This window comes from Amycolatopsis sp. CA-230715 (assembly GCF_018736145.1).
In the GTDB taxonomy this organism is placed as follows: domain Bacteria; phylum Actinomycetota; class Actinomycetes; order Mycobacteriales; family Pseudonocardiaceae; genus Amycolatopsis.
Genome location: NZ_CP059997.1, coordinates 2,545,341 through 2,563,529 on the forward strand (window position 1 = coordinate 2,545,341; position 18,189 = coordinate 2,563,529).

Here is an 18,189-nt window from a genome sequence, read left to right on the forward strand (position 1 = left end):
CGTGGACTTCGTCAAGTACCAGGCGCTGGGCAACGACTACCTGGTGATCGATCCGAGGGAAACCACCTTCGCGCCGACGCCGGAAGCCGTGCGGCTGGTGTGCGACCGGCACTTCGGGATCGGTGCCGACGGCGTGCTGCTCGGTCCGATCGACCCGGTCAGCCCGTTCGAGGGACGGGAACCGGTGCGGCTGCGGATCTTCAACTCCGACGGCAGCGAATGCGAGAAGAGCGGCAACGGGCTCCGGATGTTCGCGCTCTACCTGACCGAGCACTACCACTACCCGGACCGGTTCGTGCTGCGCACCGTCGCGGGCGCGGCCCCGGTCAGGGTGCTCGACCCGGCCGCGGGCCTCGTCGAGGTCGGGATGGGCAAGGCGCGGCTGACCGCCGTCGACGAGGTTTTCCCGTTCCGCGGCAAGGAATTCCGGGTGACCAGGGTGGACGTCGGCAACCCGCACGCGGTCGTGCCGCTCGCGGAGATCTCCCCCGAGCTGGCGCGCGAACTCGGCCCCGCGATCGGCCGGCACCCGAGCCTGCCGGAAGGATCCAACGTGCAGCTCGTCCGCGTGCTCGACCGCGACGCCGTCGAAATCGAGATCTGGGAACGGGGCGCGGGCTACACGCTCGCTTCCGGCAGCAGCGGGTGCGCGGCGGCGGCCGCGGTGCGCGCGCTGGGCATGGTCGGCGACACCGTCGAGGTCCGGATGCCGGGCGGCGCCGTCGAAATCCGCTTCGACGGCGACGAGATCACCATGACCGGGACGGCGAAACCGGTGGCCTCCGGCCGGTTCGCCCCGCTGTTCCGCGCCACCCTCGACGGCCGCTGATCGTTACGGCGCAACGGGTTCTCTCGCGAGTTCCTCGTCGAGCAGGCGCTCGGCGCGGGGAACCGCGAGGCCCCGCCCCGCGGCGAACCAGAGCACGAGGAGCACCGGCAGCGAAAGCTGGGAAACGAGCGAGGACTGGACCACTTCGTCGGCCGGTCTGCTGTAGACGAGCACGATCCGGAGCACCGCGTCGATCAGGAACACCGCGCCCAGCCCGGCGGTCATCGCGCGGTAGTACCCGCGGAACCGTGCCGATTTCCGCCACGTGCGGTCGAAAGCGTCCGCTCGCGCCGGATCGCCCTTCGCCGCGACGGGTTTGAGCGCGGTCCGCATCAACGGCCGCTCGGACCAGGTGGTGGCCAGCGCGAACACTCCCCCGATTCCCAAGTAGAGGGACGTCCTCGCGAGCACGAAGCGCGCGTCGCCGCTGATGGACGTCAGCACGACGCTGGCCACGACCTCCAGCAGCACCAGCACCGCGAACCCGTCGATGCGGCGTCCCCCGCGCGTGCGCACCAGATCGCCGAGGACGATCGCGCCCGAGACGACGGCGCCCGCGACCATGCTGGGGACGTCACCGAACCCGGCGAGGTAGCAGCCCGCGATGACCGCCGTCGGCACGAGCGCGGCGACCAGCGCGAGCCGCCAGCGGAACTCGCCGGATTCCACCCTGCCGCCGATCGCCTTCCCGGCCAGCAGCGTGCCGCCGATGGCCAGCCGGAGCGCGGCGGGCATCTCCGTCGGCGCGAGCGCCAGCAGGACCACCGTGGGCAGCAGCAGGTCGACGGCGACGTTCGCGAGCATCGCCGCGAAGTACAGCGCCTTGCGCCGCGTGCTGATCTCAGACATTAGCTGCATCACTCATTCTTTAAGTTACTAAGATAGTGTCAGGGTAAGGTACATTGCCGTCATGGCGCAACGCGAGCTACCCGAGACCCCGGAAGCGGGCGTGCTGCTCGGCCGCGAGTTCGCCACCGCGATCGTGGTGTTCCACGAAGCCGTCGGCAGGCTCCTCGGGCTGAGTTCGGCCGAACGGAAGTGCCTCGACCTGCTCCGGCACCTCGGCCCGGTGACGGCGGGCGCGATCGGCGAGCACACCGGCCTGACCACCGGCGCGGTCACCAGGCTGGTGGACCGGCTGGAAAACGCGGGCTACGTCGAACGCGCCCGAGACCCGCACGACCGCCGCAAGGTCGTGGTGCGACTCCTGCCCAACGACGAAATGGACGCACTGATGGCCACCGCGTTCGCACCGTTCGCCGCGCAGATAGCCGAACTGACGACGAGCTACCGGCCAGAGGAACTGGCGGCGATCACCGACTGGATCGGCCGGGCCACCGAGATCCTGGTCGCCAACACGCGCCGGATCTCCCACCTCGCCGAGTAGACGGCCACCCCCAAGTCCCCGAATGCCACCGTGATGCCGGGTGCAGGATGCCGGGTGCGCGGATGCCGGGTGCGCGGCGCGGTGATCGGCGGCGGAGGTCCTCCGCCGGTCCCCGAAGGCCACCTTCGGGGACCCAAGCGCCACTTTCTCGGCCCTCGCTCCCGTGCGGGCAGTGCCGCACACGCCCCGAAGGTGACCTTCGGGGCGCTCAACGCCACAAATCCACCCCTCGCACGCTCGACCACCACGACACTCTTGCCCCGAAGGTGGCTTTCGGGGCGCTGGATGCCCTGAAAGCCACCTTCAGGGGCACGCGACGGCCTGCCGTGGGGGTGTGCGGGTGGCCGGAGTGCGGTGCGAGGGCCGAATTCGCGGCGTCTACCGCCCCGAAGGCCACCTTCGGGGACATACGCAGATGGCGGCAGCCCACCGCGAAGGCCGAGATCGGGACGCTCAACGCCCCAAACAGAGCCTTCGACAGCACCCGCGGTCCCACCCGACCTCCATAGGAGCACCCTGCGACCTCGCCATCCACTTCCGCCACTTGACCGTTATGACCGGTTTGTCGGTAGGGTGGGGGTGCCGACCGACCAGCACGGTGCTCCAGGCTGCGCCGGGAAACGAGGATCCTTGGGCGACGTCGACTACGACGCCATCGTGATCGGGGCCGGGTTCGCCGGTCTGCACATGCTTTCCGAACTGCGCAAGAACGGGTTCACCTGCCGCGCCTTCGAAACCGGCGGCGGGGTCGGCGGCACGTGGTACTGGAACCGGTACCCCGGCGCGCGCTGCGACATCGAGAGCCTCGACTACTGCTACCTGCACGATCGCGAGCTGCACCGGGACTGGCGGTGGACCGAGCGGTTCGCCACCGGGCCGGAGATCCGGCGCTACGCCGAGCACTTCGCCGAGCGGGCGGGCGTGCTCGGTTCGATCACCTTCGGCACCAGGGTCACCGCGGCCGCCTTCGACCCGACCTCCTCGACCTGGCTGGTGCGCACCGAGCACGGCACCGAGGTGCGGTGCCGGTTCCTGATCACCGCGGTCGGCTGCGTGTCCGCCGCCCAGATCCCGGACATCACCGGCGCGGCGCGGTTCCGCGGCGAGCGCTTCCACACCGGGCGGTGGCCGCACGAGCCGGTCGACCTCGCCGGGAAGCGGGTCGGCGTCATCGGCACCGGGTCCTCGGGGATCCAGGTGATCCCGGAGATCGCCGCGCGCGCCGCGGCGGTCGTGGTGTTCCAGCGGACCGCGAACTTCAGCGTCCCGGCGAGGAACCGGCCGCTGACCGAGGCCGAGCTGGCCGCGGAGCCGGGGCGGTACGAAGAGCGCGTCGCGCTGGCGAGCACGACCCGGTTCGGGCACGTGGTGTCCGGCACCGGACAGTCCATTCTGGACACCGAACCCGCCGAACGGGAGGCCGCGCTGGAACGGCGGTGGGCCGCTGGCGGCACCGGGATCGTGGCGACCTTCACCGACACCGGCCGCGATCTCGAAGCCAACGCGCTGCTCGCGGATTTCGTCCGCGGCAAGATCAGGGACACCGTGACCGATCCCGGCACGGCGGAGCGGCTCGTCCCCCGCGACCATCCCATCGGCACGAAACGGCTCTGCGTCGACTCCGGCTACTTCGACACGTTCAACGCCGACCACGTGCGGCTCGTCGATTTGCGCACGGAGCCGATCGACGAAATCACCGAGGACGGCGTCCGCACCGAACACGCGAGCTACCCGCTCGACGTACTGGTCTACGCCACCGGTTACGACGCGTTCACCGGCGCGCTGACCCGGATCGAGATCACCGGCAGGGACGGCGTTCCGCTGGCGAAGCGCTGGGAGTCCGGGCCCGAGACCTACCTGGGGCTGGCGGTCGCCGGGTTCCCGAACCTGTTCACCATCACCGGCCCCGGCAGCACCACGGTCCTGTCGAACGTGCTCCGGGCCATCGAGCACCACGTCTCCTGGATCACGGACCTGCTGCGGCACCTGCGATCCACCGGCGAAGTGGCCGAAGCCGAACAGGAAGCGCAGGAGGACTGGACGCGCCAGGTCGCCGAGGCGGCGAGCCGAACGCTCTACCACCACGCCGATTCCTACTACCTCGGCGCGAACATCGACGGCAAGGCACGGGTGTTCATGCCCTACGCCGGTGGTCTGGACGTCTACCGCGGCATCTGCGACGCCGTCGCCCGCGACGGGTACCGCGGATTCGCACTGTCGAAAACAACACTGTCGAGAACGGCACTCTCTAAAACAGCACTGTCAAGAACGGCACTCTCTAAAACAGCACTGTCGCGTGTGGACGAAGCATGAGCCGTCCACTGTCGACACTCGGGCTCGGCGTGGTGCTGCTGGGCACCCTGCTGCCGATGATGGACTCGTTCATCGTCAACGTCGCGCTGCCCACGATCGCGGGGGAACTCGGCGCGGGCACCGCCGATCTGGAACTCGTCGTCGCGGGGTACGGCATCGCGTTCACCCTCCTGCTGGTGCTCAGCGGGCGGCTCGGGGACGCCTTCGGCCGCAGGCGGGTGCTCGTGCTCGGGCTGCTGGGTTTCGTGCTCGCCTCGCTGCTGTGCGCGCTCGCGACCTCCCCCGGCTGGCTGATCGCCGCGCGGGTGCTGCAGGGCGCGACGGCGGCGCTGATCCCGCCGCAGGTGCTCGGCACGATCCAGGCCGCCGTGCCGCCCGACCGGCGGGCGCGGGCGATGAGCCGGTACGCGGCGGTCAGCGGGCTGGCGGCGATACTGGGGCTGCTCCTCGGCGGGGTGCTCGTGCACGCCGATCTGTGGGGCACCTCGTGGCGGCTGATCTTCCTGGTCAACCTGCCGCTCGGACTGGCTGCCGCGGCGCTGACCGTGTTCGTCGTCCCCGACACGAGATCGGAGCATCCGGCCGGGGTGGACCTGCGGGGCACCGCGCTGCTGGGCGCGATGGTGCTGGCGCTGCTCGTCCCGGTCAACCGCGGTCAGGTACTCGGCTGGCCACTGTGGACGGTCGTGCTGCTCGCCTGCGTCCCGGTGCTGGCGATCCTGTTGTGGCGTACCGAAAAACGCGTGGCATCCGCCGGGTCGGTGCCGTTGCTGCCGCCGTCGGTGCTCACCGAGCCGAAGGTGCGCGGCGGCCTGCTCCTGCTCGCGCCGTTCCTGGCGGCGTGGGCGGGATTCCTGTTCGCGCTGCCGCTGACGCTGCAGCACGGGTTCGGCCTCGACCCGCTGCTCGCCGGGCTCGCCGTGGTCCCGATGTCGCTGGCGTTCCTGCTCGGCTCGTTCGCGGTCCCCGCCCTGCGCACCAGGCTGGGCGACCGGGTGACCCCGTACGGCGCGCTGGTGCAGGGAGCCGGTGTCGCGTGGCTGCTGGCGGCGCTTCCCCTCGGCTGGCTCGGCGGCTCGGTGTGGAGCGCGCTGCCGGGGCTGGTGCTGATCGGGCTCGGCCAGGCACTGGTGGTGGGTGCCGCGAACATCTCGGTACTCGGCGCGGTGCCCACCGCGTACGCGGGTGTCGGCGGCGGGCTGCTGGTGACCGTTCAGCAGGGTTCGATGGCGATCGGCGTGGCCGTGTTCGGGACCGTGTTCGCCGCGATGCTGACCGGGTACGGGCACGCGACGGCGTTCGGCGTCGTGCTGGCGGTCCAGCTCGTCACCGGGATCGCCGTCGCGTACACCGCCCGCACCAAGGAATCCCGTGTCGCGGCACCGGTCAGCTGATCGCGGCCTTGTCGACCGCCGCGATGTCCGCCAGCGACATGTCCAGTTCCTGGTGCAGGAAGCGCACCATCGTCCAGTGCGGCAGCGCGCCCTCGTCGAACGGGCCGAACTCCATGCAGTACAAGGGAATCCAGCGCAACGCCTCTTCCGCGGAGCGCTCGCGGGGCGGTTCTTCCTGATATTCGGTGTAACTGATGCTGCGGTGCTCGACGAAGAACCCGCCGGGCAGCCGCCGGCAGAAGTCCCGGTATTCGCGGGTCTGCAGGATCAGGTAGTGCCAGATCTCGTCGATCTCCTGCTCGACGGGGAGGAACAGGCCCGCGAGCTCGTCGGAGTGCGCGGAGACCAGGTAGAGGTAGCGCAGGCATTCGAGGGTCTGCCGTTCGACGTACTCGACCGGCTCGCCGGTCTTCCCGGTGAAGTACTCGACGACCTCGGCGTACAGCGGTTCTCCCAGCAGGGAACGGAGTCGCGCGGCGGAAACGGGCATGGCTCTCCTAAGCTCGGCCGGATTCGGGGTGGAGCCAGGCGTACTTGCCGGACTTGCCGATCGGGATGTGGTCGCGGTGCGCCGGTTCGACGGTCAACTCCAGGTTCTCGGCCAGTGCCGCGGTCAGGGAATCCGCGGTGGACCTCTCGAGTGGCGCGCCGTCGAAGGTGGTGTACTCCAGTTCCCCGGTCCCCGCCCCCGTCATCCGCAGCCGGTAGAGGAACACCGAAGGCGCGCGTTCGCCGATCCACCGGTCGAGATCACCGTGGCACAGCAGGGTGGAGCCGACGCGGATCAGCTCCTTTTCCCTGCCGCAGAACCGCGCGATCCGCCCGGGATCGGGACTCCCATCCACGGTGCGCGCGCAATCGCCGGACCGGTACCGAATGAGCGGCATGTGCGGATTCCGGACGCTGGAGACGATGAGGGAGAACAAGGTGCTGCCGGGCTCGACCGGAATCAGTTCGACCTTCATCTGGTCGAGGTAAGGGTGGTAGCGCCGGTCCTTGTCGCTGTAGTACAGGTAACCGAGTTCGGTGCTGCCGAAAAGATCGATGATCGGGCAGTCGAAGTGCTCGCGCAGGAATCGGGAGACGTTGTCCGGGGTGTATTCGTAGGCGTGGATTATGCTGTCCGGCCTCGGCAACCGATCGGCCAGGTCCCAGTGCCGCGTTTTGCGCACCAGGTGCGCGAGATGGTAGCTCGAACAATCGAGGTGATAACGGCCGTCCGGATGAGCGGACCGCGTTTCTTCGATTTCGTCGAGCATTCCGGAGACGTCTTCGCGGGTCCACTCCGCCGGGTCGAGGCGCTGGTTGAGGTAAACGGTGCGATCGTCGAGTCGCCGGTCCGCGAGGCTCGGCCGCCCGGCCGGTTCCTCGCCGCGCGCTTTCGCTCTGACCCGCGCGACGTGTTCGGTGGCGAGCACCGTGGTGAGCGAAACGCGCGGGCAACCGTCCGCCCAGGTGTGCGCAATGTCCGGGTGCTCGCTCCAGAGCCGGTAGTAGGACTTGAGCAGGAAGTACGGCGGCCGGATGAGCTGCATCCGCGCGTGGTTCGTCCCGGTGGACAGCACGTACTCCGCGGCGCCCGACTCCAGCGCCGCCGCGAGTTCCGGTGTCATCCAGTTGTCCGGGAACCCGCTGGCGATGACGTCTTTTTCGAGAATGGGGAAGTCACCGCTGGCCAGCGCGTCCCGGTACAGCGGGACACCGCGGACCCGCTCGATCATTTCGGCGGGGAGCTGATTCGTCATGGGCACCTTTCACACCGGTGTCCGACGACCGGAACGGCCGCCGGACACCGGCACCGAGGATTTACTCAGCCGTTGCCTGCCTGCGGGCGCGAAATGCAACCCTCCTTGGCCCGGGAAATGCAGCCGTCCTTGTTCGCGCTCGGCGCCGAATTCGCCGCGACCCACTTGGACCACACGTTTTCCTGCGCGAGCACCTTGACCAGCTTGTCCATGCCATACCTCCGAACGGGATGCGGACCGCGAGACCGAGACGATCATCGCTCCCTCAAAGTAAAGGGATTGCAAAGGACCTGTCAACACGCCTTGAAGGTCCAGCAGGGGTCAAATCCGGGTGAAACTCTACGCAGAGTCGCCGGACCGAGCGGATTCCGGCAGAGTTCCCGATTTCGTTGCTCGAAATCGGTGAACCAGCGTGATCCCGCACTCAGCCGGCGAAGCTCACCACTCCACCACGATCGACGCGGGCCCCTGATCGACGTACAGCTCCTCGCGCGTCCTCGTCCACGGAATCCGCGCGACCGGGGTCACCGGGCGCAGCCCCGGCAATGTCCGCGCCAGCGCGCGAAACGCCTCGGTCAGCTCCACCCGCGCCAAGGCCGCGCCGACGCAGTGGTGCGCACCGTGCCCGAAAGCGACGTGCCCGGTCGCCGAGCGGGTGAGCGCGAAGCGGTCCGGATCGGGGAACCTTTCCGGGTCGCGGTTGGCGGCGTCCAGCGGAACCAGCACCGCTTCCCCCGCCGCGATGCGCTCGCCGTGCAGTTCGACGTCGTGGTGCGCGTACCGGACTACCGCGACTCCGGTACGCCCCGACTGGTACCGCAGCACCTCCTCGACGGCGGCACCGAGCAACGAGGGTCGTTCACGCAATTGCCGAAACCCGTTGTCCGGGGCCAGCAAGAGCACGCCGACGGAAATCGCGTTCGCGGTCGTGCCGTATCCGCCGAGCAGCAGGGAGGTCGCGACCTGGACCAGCTCGTCGGTCGACAGGGCGACCCCGTCCTCGTCGTGCAGTGCGATCAACGCGCTCAGCAGATCGTCACCGGGCGCTCGTCGTTTGCGCGCCACCACCTCTGACAGGTAGGCGGTCAGCCGTTCCCACACGGCGAGCGCTCCGGTGCCGTCCTCGATGGCATCCGCGCGTTCCCGGAACTCCTCGCGGTCCGCTTCGGGAATTCCCAGGTAGGTGCCGATCACCGCGAGCGGCAGCGGCCGGGCCAGTGCCCCGACGATGTCCGCCCGCGGCCCACCCGCCGCCATCGCGTCGACCAGTTCGGCCGCGAACCCCGCGACGCGAGGCGCCAAGTCCTGCACCTGGCGCGCGGCGAATGCCTTCGACACCAGTCCCCGCAACCGGGTGTGCTCGGGCGGATCCTGCATCAGCGAGGCGTTGCCCGGCACGCTCGCGCCAGGTGGCTGAACACCGAGCCGGGCGTCGGACAACACGGCACGCACGTCGTCGTACCGCGTCACGAGCCACGCGGACTGGTCGCCCCACACCGTCACCCGCGACAGGGGACTTTTTTCGCGCAGCCGCGCGTATTCCGGCGGCGGGCCCAGCGAATCCGGGCGAGGGAACGGGAACGCGGGCGCGTGCGACATAGACCAGTCCTCCCCAGTGGCAATCTCAGTGTCGAGAATACGCGGCATCGGCGAAGCGCTGGGCGAGCCGCGCGAAAGCTTCCCGCAATTCGGCCGGTCCGACGACTTCGACATCGGCGTCGAAGCGGCCGATGGCGGCGGCCAGGCCTGGCCAGGACCACGAGCCGAGGGACAGGCGGCAGCGGGCGGGGCCGAGTTCTTCGACGAGTCCGTCACCCGCGTAGCGCGACACCTCGGCGGCGGGCAGATCGAGGATCACTTCGCCGCGGCACGGCCAGTCGCCGATCCCGTCGGCGCCCCGGAACCGGCTCGTCACGAAGGCGGCCACCTCGCCGCCGGGGACTTCGCGCGGGGTGAAGCGGGGGCCGGTCGGGGTGCGCGGGGTGATCCGGTCGGCGCGGAAGGTGCGCCAGTCCGCGCGGTCGAGGTCCCAGGCGACGAGGTACCAGCGACCGCCCCTGACGACGAGGTGGTGGGGCTCGACCCGGCGCGGCGGCGGATCGGCGCCGCGGTCGCCGTCCACCGGGTCGTGGTCGAAGCGCAGCACTTCGCGGGCATGGACCGCGGCGCTCAGCGCCATCAGCACACCGGCGCCGATCGAAGGCTGACGCCCGACGGCGGTCACGTCGAAGGTGTCGATGCGGCGGCGCAGCCGGGACGGCATGACCTGGCGGACGGTGTGCAGCGCGCGCACCGCGGCCTCCCCGATCCCGGTGTCCCCGGCGACGGCTTGGAGCGCGACGGCGAGCGCGGTCGCTTGCTCGTCGTCGAACAGCAGCGGCGGCAACTCCGCGCCCGCCTCGAGCCGGTAGCCGCCGTCCGGGCCCTTGACGGCCACGATCGGATAGCCGAGTTCGCGGAGCCGGTCGACGTCGCGGCGCACGGTGCGCTGGCTGACTTCCAGCCGTTCGGCCAGCACCGTGCCTGGCCAGTCCCGGCGCGCCTGGAGCAGCGAGAGCAACGACAGCAGTCGCGCGGAGGTCTTCTGCATGACCCCATCGTGCCCGGAGAAGCGGACACGTCCTGGCCGCTATTCCTGCGAGAGTGGCCACGCACCCGATCCGAAAGGCCCGCATGACCGTCCTCGACACGCGCGCGCTCAACCGCGCGACGCTGGCAAGGCAGCTGCTGCTCGACCGCGCCGACCTGCCCGCACTCGACGCCGTCGCGCACCTGTGCGGACTGCAGGCGCAGGAGCCGCAGGAACCGTTCACCGGGCTCTGGTCGCGGCTGCGCGCGTTCGATCCCGCGGAGCTGTCGGACCTGCTCGTCGGCCGGGAAGTGGTGCGGACACATCTCATGCGCCGCACCGTCCACCTCGTCACCGCCGGGGACGCACTCGCCTGGCGCGCCCGCCACGACGCCATGCTGCGCCAGCGCGTGCTCGGGGTCTACCGCGACGAGCTGGCCGGAATCGACCCGGTGGAACTGGCCGCGGCGGGCAGGGCGGTGCTGGCCGACGGCGAGCCGCGCACGATGACCGAACTCGCTCGCGCGGTCTCGGATCGCTGGCCGGGACGAAATACGCGGGCGCTGGGCGAACTGCTGATCGCGGCGCTCATCCCGGTGGCGCAGTTGCCACCACGCGGCCTCTGGCGCGCGACGGGCGGCGCGCGCTACCTCCCGTTCGATTCCTGGCTCGGTCGCGAGATCGCGCCGCTCGGCAAGGACGGGTCGGATCCGGCCGGTCAGGCGCTGGTGCGGCGCTACCTGGCCGCCTTCGGGCCCGCGGCCTCGGCGGATCTGCGCGCCTGGTGCGGGCTCGCCGGGCTGCCCGCCGCGGTGAAGGCGGTTCGCGACGAACTGGTCACCTTCCGCGACGAACGCGGCCGCGAGCTGCTGGACCTGCCCGACGCGCCGCGCCCCGACCCCGGAACCCCGGCGCCGGTGCGGTTCCTGCCCGCGTTCGACAACGCGATCCTCGGCTACCACGACCGGAGCCGGATCATCGACGACGCCCACCGCGGCCTCTCCGTCGCGGGCACCCGCGTCGTCCTCGTCGACGGCCGCGTCGCCGCGACCTGGACCGTCGACGCGGACACCGTCGTCGTCACACCGCTGCGCCGATTGTCCAAAGCGGACCGTGACGCGGTCGCTACGGAGGGAAAGGGGCTAGCGGCGTTCCTGACCGACGGCGACAGCGAGCGCGTGCGGATCGGCGCTCTGCCAGGCTGAACGCGGACTCGTCTGTCCATTGTGGAAACACCTGGTCGGCGGCGGCAGCGCGCCGGGGACTGTTAACCTCCAGCGATGCGACGAGGGGATCCGCCGCGCTGGCTCGGCTTCTGCGGGAGTTCGCTGCTCGCGGCCACCACCGTGGCCGGTTCGCTCGGCTGGTTCACCGGGTCCGCCGCGATCGCCGCCGGCGTCACCGGGATGGGCCTGGTGCTGCTGGCGTGGGCGGCGCTGGGCAGGCTCGTGCTCGCGAACGACGGTACGGCGCCCGGCCCGCTGAAGTCCACGTTCCTGCTCTGGGCGGCACCGCTGCTGGTGGTACCGCCGCTGTTCAGCGGGGACGTCCACGCTTACCTGGCGCAAGGGGAAATCGCCGCGCGCGGGCTGGACCCCTACGCCGTCGGCCCGAACCAGGGCCTCGGGACGACGAACGAGCTGGCGCAGGCCGTCAGCGGGTACTGGCGCGACGCACCGTCCCCGTACGGGCCGGTGTTCAGCGGGCTCCAACGGCTGATCGCGCACCTGGTGGGCGACCAGCGGATCGCGGGCGTGCTGTGCTACCGGCTCCTCGCGGTCGCCGGGGTGGCGCTGCTGCTGTGGGCGGTGCCGCGGCTGGCCGCCCGCGCGGGTGTGCGCGCGGAGATCCCCCTGTGGCTCGGTGTGCTGAACCCGTTGGTGCTGTGGCATTTCGTGGCCGGCGCGCACAACGACGCGCTCATGCTCGGGCTGATGGCGTCCGGTACCGCGATCGCACTGTCCGCAATGGACGGACGCGTGCGGTGGTGGCGGCTGTCCGCTGGCGTGGTGGTGATCGCGCTCGGGGCGGACGTCAAGGTGCCGGCCGTGGTGGCGCTCGCGGTCGTTGGCACGGCGCTGGCCAGGCGCTTCGGCGGCAAGCTGGGGCACCTCGTGCTCGCCGGCGGCGCGATGGTGGGCGCGGTCGCGGCCGTCTCCGCCGCCGTCTCCGCGGTCACCGGGCTCGGGTTCGGCTGGCTCGGCACGCTGGGCACGTCGAGCCAGCTGAACAGCTGGATGGCGCCCACCAACTGGCCCGGCTACCTCGCGGGCGGGATCGGTTCGCTGTTCGGGCTGCACCTGACGGGGCCGGTGATCGGGGCCGGTCGGATCGTCGGCTACGCGGTGATCGCCTGCGGCGTCGCCGTGGTGATCCACCGGCAGCTTCGCGGCCGCATCAGCGACCTTTCCGCACTCGGCCTGATGCTCGCCGTGGTGGTCGCGTTCGGACCGGTCGTGCAGCCGTGGTACCTGCCGTGGGCCGCGGTCCCGCTCGCCGTCTGCCTTCCCGCCGGTCGCGCCCGCACCGTCCTCATCGGACTCGTCGCGGCGTTTTCCGTGCTGCTGCCCCCACTCGGCGGCAAACCGGGCGAACTGGTCCTCGGCTACCTCGGCGGGGTACTCGTGCTCGCCGCGGTCGCGCTCGCCGTGCACCGGTCGCGGCTGTTCCGCCCGGCGCTCCCCGAACGGCGACTGCAGGAAACGCGCTACTGACCCTCCCCCGGCAGCCGGTGGCGCGCGCCGTCGAGGATCAGCGCCAGTCCGTCCGCGAACTCGCGGTCGAATTCGCGGTCCGACGGTGGCAGCGCGCCGATCCCGGCCATCTGCGCCCTGGTCTGCTGTTCGATGGTCAGGCCGATGACGAGCTGCCACACCGCGGTGCGCACGGCGGCGGCGTCGCGCGCGGACAGCCCGCCGCGCCGCGCCGCCGCGACGAGGTGGTCCCCGACGGCGGCCGAGGACAAACCACTGGCCTGGCTGATCGAGACGAGTTCGGCGCCGTCGGTCACCGCGAGCAGTGCGGCGCGCAGGTCGACCGCGAGCCGTTCGAGCTGCCGGTCCCAGCGCATCCGCGGCGAGCGCGGCGCCACACCGCTCAGCACGGTGTCGGCCATCGCGGTGAGCAGCGCCTGCTTGTTCGTGAAGTGCCAGTAGAGCGCGCTGGGCCGCACCTCCAGCTCCGTGGCTACCCGCCGCATCGACAGGTCGGCCAGCCCGTACTGGCGCAGGATCGCCAGCGCCGTCTTCAGCACGTCGTCTCGACTGTTCGCCACCGGCACAGCCTAGGTGGTCACGCCGATGGACCGGCCCGCGCACGCCAGCTATCCTGAACACCATTCAGGTGAACACCATTCAGGAAGGGCGATCGGATGCAGATCTCTGAACTGGGAAAACGGGCGAGCACGGGCGAGCCCATCCTCCGCTCGGAGGCGTTGGCGGTGCTCGCGACCCCGGACGAGGAGATCCTCGACGTCGTCGCCGCGGCCAGCAAGCCCCGGTTCGCGTTCTTCGGCAACCGCGTGCGCGTCAACTTCCTGGTGAACCTCAAGAGCGGCCTGTGCCCCGAGGACTGCTTCTACTGCTCGCAGCGGCTCGGTTCGGACGCGGACATCCTGAAGTACTCGTGGCTTCCGGTCGACGAGGCGGTGGCCACCGCGAAGGCCGGGATCGCCGCGGGCGCGGCCCGCGTGTGCCTGGTGGCCAGCGGCACCGGGCCGAGCAACCGCGAGGTCGGCAAGATCGCGGACATCACCCGTGCCATCAAGACCGCGCACCCCGACGTGGAAATCTGCGCGTGCGCGGGTTTCCTGAAGGACGGCCAGGCCGATTCGCTCGCCGAGTCCGGAGTGGACGCCTACAACCACAACCTCAACACCGCGCGGTCGCACTACGCTGAGATCTGCACCACGCACACCTACGACGACCGCGTCGACACCGTCGGCAAGGCGCGGGGCGCGGGGATCTCCCCGTGCTCCGGTTTCATCGCGGGCATGGGCGAAACGCACGAACAGCTCGTCGACCTCGCCTACGAACTGCGCGATCTCGGCGCCGATTCGATCCCGGTCAACTTCCTCCTGCCCTTCGACGGCACCCCGCTGAAGGGGACGAACCAGCTCACCGCGCACGACTGCCTCCGCATCCTCGCCATGGTGCGGCTGGCCAACCCGAGCAGCGAGGTCCGCATCGCGGCGGGCCGCGAACTGCACCTGCGCAGCATGCAGGCGCTCGGCCTGCACATCGCGAATTCGATCTTCCTCGGCGACTACCTCACCAGCGAAGGCCAGCCGGGGCAGGAGGACCTCGACATGATCGCCGACGCGGGCATGGTGGTCGACGGGATGCGCCCGCACCGCGCCGACAAGGCCGCCGAGCTCGTCACCCGCCGCCGCGGCGCCGGGACCACCGTGCGGCCCAACGCGTAGGCGACAATGGCCCGGTGCCGCGATTCGTGATCGGCGACGGCTACGCGCGCTACCGGGGCCCGGTGACCGACAGCCCCGCGCACCGGCACGCCGCGTTCCAGATCGCCATCGCGGTGCGGGACGAGGTCGCCATGCTGGACGCCGCGGGAACGTGCCACCGCGCGACCGCGCTGGTCGTGGCGCCGATGGCACCGCACCGGATCCTCGCGGCGGACGACGTGCTCACCTACTTCGTCGAGCCGCGGTGCGCGTTCGCCGACCGGCTGCGCGCGCACCGCGGCGTCATCGAAGCCGACGAGCTGCACGGCCTGCGGGAGGACGAGATCCGCTCGGCCGCCGCGCGTACGTCCGGCGCGCTGGACCCGCGGCTGGTGGCGGCGATGGACGACGCGTTCGCGGAACTGCCGATGCCGGAACTGGCCGCGCGGGTCGGCCTTTCGCCGCAGCGGCTGCGCGCGCTGGCCCGGCAGCAGCTTGGCATGCCGCTGGCGCGGTGGCGGGCGTGGTCGCGATTGCGCCGGGCCGCGGAAGCGTTGCGGGACGGGCAATCGCTCGCGGACGCCGCCGTCACCGCGGGTTTCGCCGACCAGGCGCACCTGACCCGCTGGATGCGCGAAATGATGGGGCTGACGCCGTCGTCGGTGCTGCCGGTGCTGCGCGATCAGCCCCGGCGCGCGGTGTAGACCGAGATCGACCCGGTGACCGTCGGCACGACCTCGGCCTCCCGCACTTCGGCGAACCCGGCTTCGGCGATCAACCGGGGCAGCACGCCGTCGGCGTTCGGCTGGGTGTCCGCCTTGCCGTCGGCTAGCTGCACGACGCGGAACCCCCAGCGCATCAAGGCCGTGCGCTGCTTCCCGTAGTCGGCGATCACCAGCCGCCCGCCCGGCCGCAGCGCCGCGAACATCGACGCCAGCACCGCACGCTTCATCGCCATCGGGCACTGGTGGAGCACCAGGCTGGACACCACCGCGTCCGCCTCGACCGGCACCCGCTCGTCGCCCATGCCGACCCGCCATTCGACGGCGGCGTTCGCGTCCTTGCGCCGGGCGATCGCCAGCACCCCGGGATCGGGATCGACCCCGATGATCCGCGTCCCCGGTTCGGTGTGGCGCAACAGCAACGCCAGCGAACCCGTGCCGCACCCCACGTCGACGAGCACGTCACCCGGCCGCGGCGCCACATGCATGACCACGAGCGCGCGCCACAGCCGCTCCCTGGTCAGCGCGGCCACCGAATCGAAGAAGCAGGTGGGCAGGAACCGGCCCGTCGCCGGGGTGAAAGCTCGCTCGGTCATACCGAACAGCCTCGCCGACGCGTCTTGAACGAATCGCTCAGCGCGCTGGCCCCTGCAGCCGGTAGGCCGCGTAACTCCGCGCGGGTTGCGCCGCACCGGGCTCTGCGCCGGTGAAGAAACCGCGCGAGCTTATGACGGCGTAGCGGTCAGCCAGCGCTGTACCTCGACGATCACCTCGGCTTGCCACGCCTGGCTCTGCGGGTTGGCGTACTCCGGATCGTCGTGGACGGCGAAGCCGTGCTGAGCGCCGCTCAGCTCCACCAGCTTGTGCTCGCAGGTGAGCTGCCGGGGTGCGGCCCGTGACGAATCCACCGGGATGAAAGTGTCTTCGGTGCCGTGCACGATCAGCGTCGGTGCGGTGATGTCCGCCAACGCCGAGCGCGCCTCGAACCAGAACACCTCGTTGAGCAGCGGACGGCCGAGCTTGAAACCGGCGCCGTGGCCGACGTAGCTCTGTTCCTTGAGTTGCTGTGCTCCTTTGTCGTTGATGGCGTCGTCGGCCCAAGCGGCCTTCTCGTCGATGAACCGTTTCTTGTAGTCGATGAGCGGGTTGAACAGCACCAGGCGGTTGACGTCTTCCGGACGCGAGGCTGTGTAGTACGCCGCCGCACCACCGGAGAAGCTGGCCGCGATCAGCGAGGTGCGAGCATCGTCGGCCAGCGACCGCAGCTGTGCCAGCCCAACCCGGATGATGTTGAGCAGAGCCGACAATGTGAAGTCCTCTTGTCGTCCCTCGCTGACACCGTGGCCGGGGAGATCGAACCGCAGCGACGCCACTCCCGCCTCAGTAAGGCGGGCTGCGAGCCGTGTGAAGAACCCGCCCTCTTCCCTGGTGACACTGGCGCCGTGGACGAGGAGCACGGCGTGCTGCGGCGTCTCCGGGCTCACGAACGTGCCCGCCAGCTCAAGACCGTCGAGAGTGCGAGTGGTGGTGTCGATGCTGGTCAGGGACATGCAAGCTCTCCTCCGCCGCGGGCGTATTCGTCCATGGTGGCAAGAGACTGTGTGGGCTGAACGAGGACCGATCGTCAACAGAAATTCGCGGCTGCCAGCCGCAGCAGCGCCTCCCCCGCGGCCTGCATCGGATGCCGTGCGAGGACGTCCCGTACCGATTCGTCGGTGAACGGTACTTGGTCGAGCACGCGACCTTCGGCGTTCGTGGTCACCCTGGTGCCGAAGAGATCATCGAACACGGGAGCGTCGATGATGACGGCGGTCAGCAGGTCGGTCGCGAACGAGGTCGCATCGACGCCGAGCCCGAGGCACCAAGCCGTGAGGTGCCCCTGGCGTCGTGCGAAATCCAGACGGGTGGCCAAGGGCCAGGCATCGTAGTCGATCGGCGCGTGTTCGCTGTCGTACTCGTCCTCGCCCGCCACTTCTTCGGCGAGTTCACGGACGACGTTGCGCCACAACGAAAAGTCGTTGCGAACGTTCCAGTCCGCCCGACCGGAGGGTTGGAAGACACCCACTGGCACCACTTGGAACATTCCACCCGCGTGCCCGACTTTGCGTGGGTCGCGCCAGTGCAGCAGAAACGACGCTCGCCCGCCATCGCGGTCACGGCGGATCGTGAGCGTGCTGATCGCCAGGTTGACCGGACGGCGCCCCGGATTCCACGGATCCCCGATCGCCACGCGCAGTCCGTTGTGGACAGGATGTCCCAGTGCATCGAGGGCGAGTTCGTGCGCTGCGGCCTCGCCGGTGTCGATGCTGTCGAAGTACGAGCCGAGCCCGAACCGCAACCGTGGCTCGGTTCCGTGCAGCTCGGCGTTGAGCAGCCGGTAGGTGGGACGGTCTTCGAACACCGTCGGGGCGGCCAGCGTGCCGACGGCTTGCGAGTAGGTCGAGTACCGTGTGCCGTCGGACTTGACCGGGAGCCACGCTTGGGCCTGTGCGCCATTCACGTCTGGCGCCTTCTCGTGGGTCGTGTCGAGGTCGAGGTCGATCGTGTCCAGCGGAATCGGTGTGTCCGGCAGCCATTCCCGCGATGCCAGCAGGGCCGTGTCCAGCACGCGCGCCCCCGGGTGGCTCTCCGCGGCTCGCGCATCCAGCGCGCGGCGATGGTCGCGCAGGTAAGCCCGGGTGGTGAGCCACTCCTGCTCGCTGGCAGTCACCTCGTGCGCGTGCATCGACATCCTGGACGGTGCCTCCGGAGATCAGCTGAGCAACGTGTCGCGATGCTGCCACGCCAGCATGAGGTAACCCGCGCCCGGGGCGGCAAGGAGCAGGTCG

General features: G+C 70.4%; 18 protein-coding genes. 8 read left to right on the top strand and 10 right to left on the bottom strand.

Going from position 1 to position 18,189, the window contains the following annotated elements:
• Position 1: 1 nt before the first annotated feature.
• Entirely contained in the window at positions 2-829 is an 828-nt protein-coding gene (gene dapF, locus HUW46_RS11630) for a diaminopimelate epimerase (RefSeq protein WP_215547291.1), read from the top strand.
• A 3-nt stretch (positions 830-832) separates the two neighbouring features.
• On the opposite strand, the gene HUW46_RS11635 is transcribed toward dapF, so the two are convergent.
• Entirely contained in the window at positions 833-1,687 is an 855-nt protein-coding gene (locus tag HUW46_RS11635) for a VC0807 family protein (RefSeq protein WP_215547292.1), read from the bottom strand.
• Between the two features lie 52 nt (positions 1,688-1,739).
• On the opposite strand from HUW46_RS11635, the gene HUW46_RS11640 reads away from it, so the two are divergent.
• The 3 genes from HUW46_RS11640 (at position 1,740) to HUW46_RS11650 (ending at position 5,923) form a co-directional block, all read left to right on the top strand.
• Positions 1,740-2,216 (top strand): MarR family winged helix-turn-helix transcriptional regulator, encoded by a 477-nt coding sequence (locus HUW46_RS11640; RefSeq protein WP_215547293.1) that lies wholly within the window; start codon positions 1,740-1,742, stop codon positions 2,214-2,216.
• A gap of 630 nt (positions 2,217-2,846) precedes the next feature.
• Positions 2,847-4,529, top strand: coding sequence for a flavin-containing monooxygenase (locus tag HUW46_RS11645; RefSeq protein WP_215547294.1), 1,683 nt, complete (start codon positions 2,847-2,849; stop codon positions 4,527-4,529).
• Positions 4,526-5,923, top strand: a complete 1,398-nt coding sequence (locus HUW46_RS11650; protein WP_215547295.1) for an MFS transporter — start codon at positions 4,526-4,528, stop codon at positions 5,921-5,923. Before HUW46_RS11645 ends, HUW46_RS11650 begins: the two co-directional genes overlap by 4 nt.
• Here the strand turns inward: HUW46_RS11650 and HUW46_RS11655 are convergent.
• The 5 genes from HUW46_RS11655 to HUW46_RS11675 all read right to left on the bottom strand — a co-directional run bounded on the left by HUW46_RS11655 (position 5,916) and on the right by HUW46_RS11675 (position 10,258).
• Complete coding sequence (locus HUW46_RS11655) at positions 5,916-6,413, bottom strand: hypothetical protein (RefSeq protein ID WP_215547296.1); 498 nt, start codon at positions 6,411-6,413, stop codon at positions 5,916-5,918. The genes HUW46_RS11650 and HUW46_RS11655 overlap by 8 nt on opposite strands.
• Positions 6,414-6,420: 7 nt before the next feature.
• Positions 6,421-7,668 (bottom strand): hypothetical protein, encoded by a 1,248-nt coding sequence (locus tag HUW46_RS11660; RefSeq protein WP_215547297.1) that lies wholly within the window; start codon positions 7,666-7,668, stop codon positions 6,421-6,423.
• Positions 7,669-7,733: 65 nt separating this feature from the next.
• Positions 7,734-7,880 carry a hypothetical protein gene (locus HUW46_RS11665; protein ID WP_215547298.1) on the bottom strand — a complete coding sequence of 49 codons (147 nt, stop codon included), beginning with the start codon at positions 7,878-7,880 and terminating at the stop codon, positions 7,734-7,736.
• A gap of 226 nt (positions 7,881-8,106) precedes the next feature.
• Entirely contained in the window at positions 8,107-9,267 is a 1,161-nt protein-coding gene (locus HUW46_RS11670; protein ID WP_215547299.1) for a cytochrome P450, read from the bottom strand.
• A 25-nt stretch (positions 9,268-9,292) separates the two neighbouring features.
• Complete coding sequence (locus HUW46_RS11675; protein ID WP_215547300.1) at positions 9,293-10,258, bottom strand: helix-turn-helix transcriptional regulator; 966 nt, start codon at positions 10,256-10,258, stop codon at positions 9,293-9,295.
• Between the two features lie 83 nt (positions 10,259-10,341).
• Between HUW46_RS11675 and HUW46_RS11680 the strand changes: the two genes are divergently transcribed.
• Entirely contained in the window at positions 10,342-11,442 is a 1,101-nt protein-coding gene (locus HUW46_RS11680; RefSeq protein ID WP_215547301.1) for a winged helix DNA-binding domain-containing protein, read from the top strand.
• Between the two features lie 75 nt (positions 11,443-11,517).
• Positions 11,518-12,951 (top strand): polyprenol phosphomannose-dependent alpha 1,6 mannosyltransferase MptB, encoded by a 1,434-nt coding sequence (mptB, locus tag HUW46_RS11685; protein WP_215547302.1) that lies wholly within the window; start codon positions 11,518-11,520, stop codon positions 12,949-12,951.
• Here the strand turns inward: mptB and HUW46_RS11690 are convergent.
• Positions 12,945-13,511: a TetR/AcrR family transcriptional regulator C-terminal domain-containing protein gene (locus tag HUW46_RS11690; RefSeq protein ID WP_215547303.1), complete on the bottom strand. Its 567-nt coding sequence runs from the start codon at positions 13,509-13,511 to the stop codon at positions 12,945-12,947. The genes mptB and HUW46_RS11690 overlap by 7 nt on opposite strands.
• A 96-nt stretch (positions 13,512-13,607) precedes the next feature.
• On the opposite strand from HUW46_RS11690, the gene bioB reads away from it, so the two are divergent.
• Together bioB and HUW46_RS11700 are read left to right on the top strand one after the other, a co-directional pair.
• Complete coding sequence (bioB, locus tag HUW46_RS11695) at positions 13,608-14,660, top strand: biotin synthase BioB (protein ID WP_215547304.1); 1,053 nt, start codon at positions 13,608-13,610, stop codon at positions 14,658-14,660.
• 14 nt (positions 14,661-14,674) lie between these two features.
• Positions 14,675-15,343: an AraC family transcriptional regulator gene (locus tag HUW46_RS11700; protein ID WP_254126074.1), complete on the top strand. Its 669-nt coding sequence runs from the start codon at positions 14,675-14,677 to the stop codon at positions 15,341-15,343.
• On the opposite strand, the gene HUW46_RS11705 is transcribed toward HUW46_RS11700, so the two are convergent.
• The 3 genes from HUW46_RS11705 to HUW46_RS11715 form a co-directional block, all read right to left on the bottom strand.
• Positions 15,322-15,957, bottom strand: coding sequence for a class I SAM-dependent methyltransferase (locus HUW46_RS11705; protein ID WP_215547305.1), 636 nt, complete (start codon positions 15,955-15,957; stop codon positions 15,322-15,324). The genes HUW46_RS11700 and HUW46_RS11705 overlap by 22 nt on opposite strands.
• Positions 15,958-16,086: 129 nt before the next feature.
• Positions 16,087-16,911 carry an alpha/beta hydrolase gene (locus HUW46_RS11710; protein WP_215547306.1) on the bottom strand — a complete coding sequence of 275 codons (825 nt, stop codon included), beginning with the start codon at positions 16,909-16,911 and terminating at the stop codon, positions 16,087-16,089.
• Between the two features lie 74 nt (positions 16,912-16,985).
• Complete coding sequence (locus HUW46_RS11715) at positions 16,986-18,086, bottom strand: XRE family transcriptional regulator (RefSeq protein ID WP_215547307.1); 1,101 nt, start codon at positions 18,084-18,086, stop codon at positions 16,986-16,988.
• Positions 18,087-18,189: the final 103 nt, after the last annotated feature.

What these genes read in the sequence shown, in the direction of transcription:
- HUW46_RS11635 (WP_215547292.1), bottom strand. Translation starts at nt 1,687, where the DNA reads ATGCAGCTAATGTCTGAGATCAGCACGCGGCGCAAGGCGCTGTACTTC.
- HUW46_RS11640 (WP_215547293.1), top strand. Translation starts at nt 1,740, where the DNA reads ATGGCGCAACGCGAGCTACCCGAGACCCCGGAAGCGGGCGTGCTGCTC.
- HUW46_RS11650 (WP_215547295.1), top strand. Translation starts at nt 4,526, where the DNA reads ATGAGCCGTCCACTGTCGACACTCGGGCTCGGCGTGGTGCTGCTGGGC.
- HUW46_RS11655 (WP_215547296.1), bottom strand. Translation starts at nt 6,413, where the DNA reads ATGCCCGTTTCCGCCGCGCGACTCCGTTCCCTGCTGGGAGAACCGCTG.
- HUW46_RS11660 (WP_215547297.1), bottom strand. Translation starts at nt 7,668, where the DNA reads ATGACGAATCAGCTCCCCGCCGAAATGATCGAGCGGGTCCGCGGTGTC.
- HUW46_RS11665 (WP_215547298.1), bottom strand. Translation starts at nt 7,880, where the DNA reads ATGGACAAGCTGGTCAAGGTGCTCGCGCAGGAAAACGTGTGGTCCAAG.
- HUW46_RS11670 (WP_215547299.1), bottom strand. Translation starts at nt 9,267, where the DNA reads ATGTCGCACGCGCCCGCGTTCCCGTTCCCTCGCCCGGATTCGCTGGGC.
- HUW46_RS11675 (WP_215547300.1), bottom strand. Translation starts at nt 10,258, where the DNA reads ATGCAGAAGACCTCCGCGCGACTGCTGTCGTTGCTCTCGCTGCTCCAG.
- HUW46_RS11680 (WP_215547301.1), top strand. Translation starts at nt 10,342, where the DNA reads ATGACCGTCCTCGACACGCGCGCGCTCAACCGCGCGACGCTGGCAAGG.
- mptB (WP_215547302.1), top strand. Translation starts at nt 11,518, where the DNA reads ATGCGACGAGGGGATCCGCCGCGCTGGCTCGGCTTCTGCGGGAGTTCG.
- bioB (WP_215547304.1), top strand. Translation starts at nt 13,608, where the DNA reads ATGCAGATCTCTGAACTGGGAAAACGGGCGAGCACGGGCGAGCCCATC.
- HUW46_RS11705 (WP_215547305.1), bottom strand. Translation starts at nt 15,957, where the DNA reads ATGACCGAGCGAGCTTTCACCCCGGCGACGGGCCGGTTCCTGCCCACC.
- HUW46_RS11710 (WP_215547306.1), bottom strand. Translation starts at nt 16,911, where the DNA reads ATGTCCCTGACCAGCATCGACACCACCACTCGCACTCTCGACGGTCTT.
- HUW46_RS11715 (WP_215547307.1), bottom strand. Translation starts at nt 18,086, where the DNA reads ATGCACGCGCACGAGGTGACTGCCAGCGAGCAGGAGTGGCTCACCACC.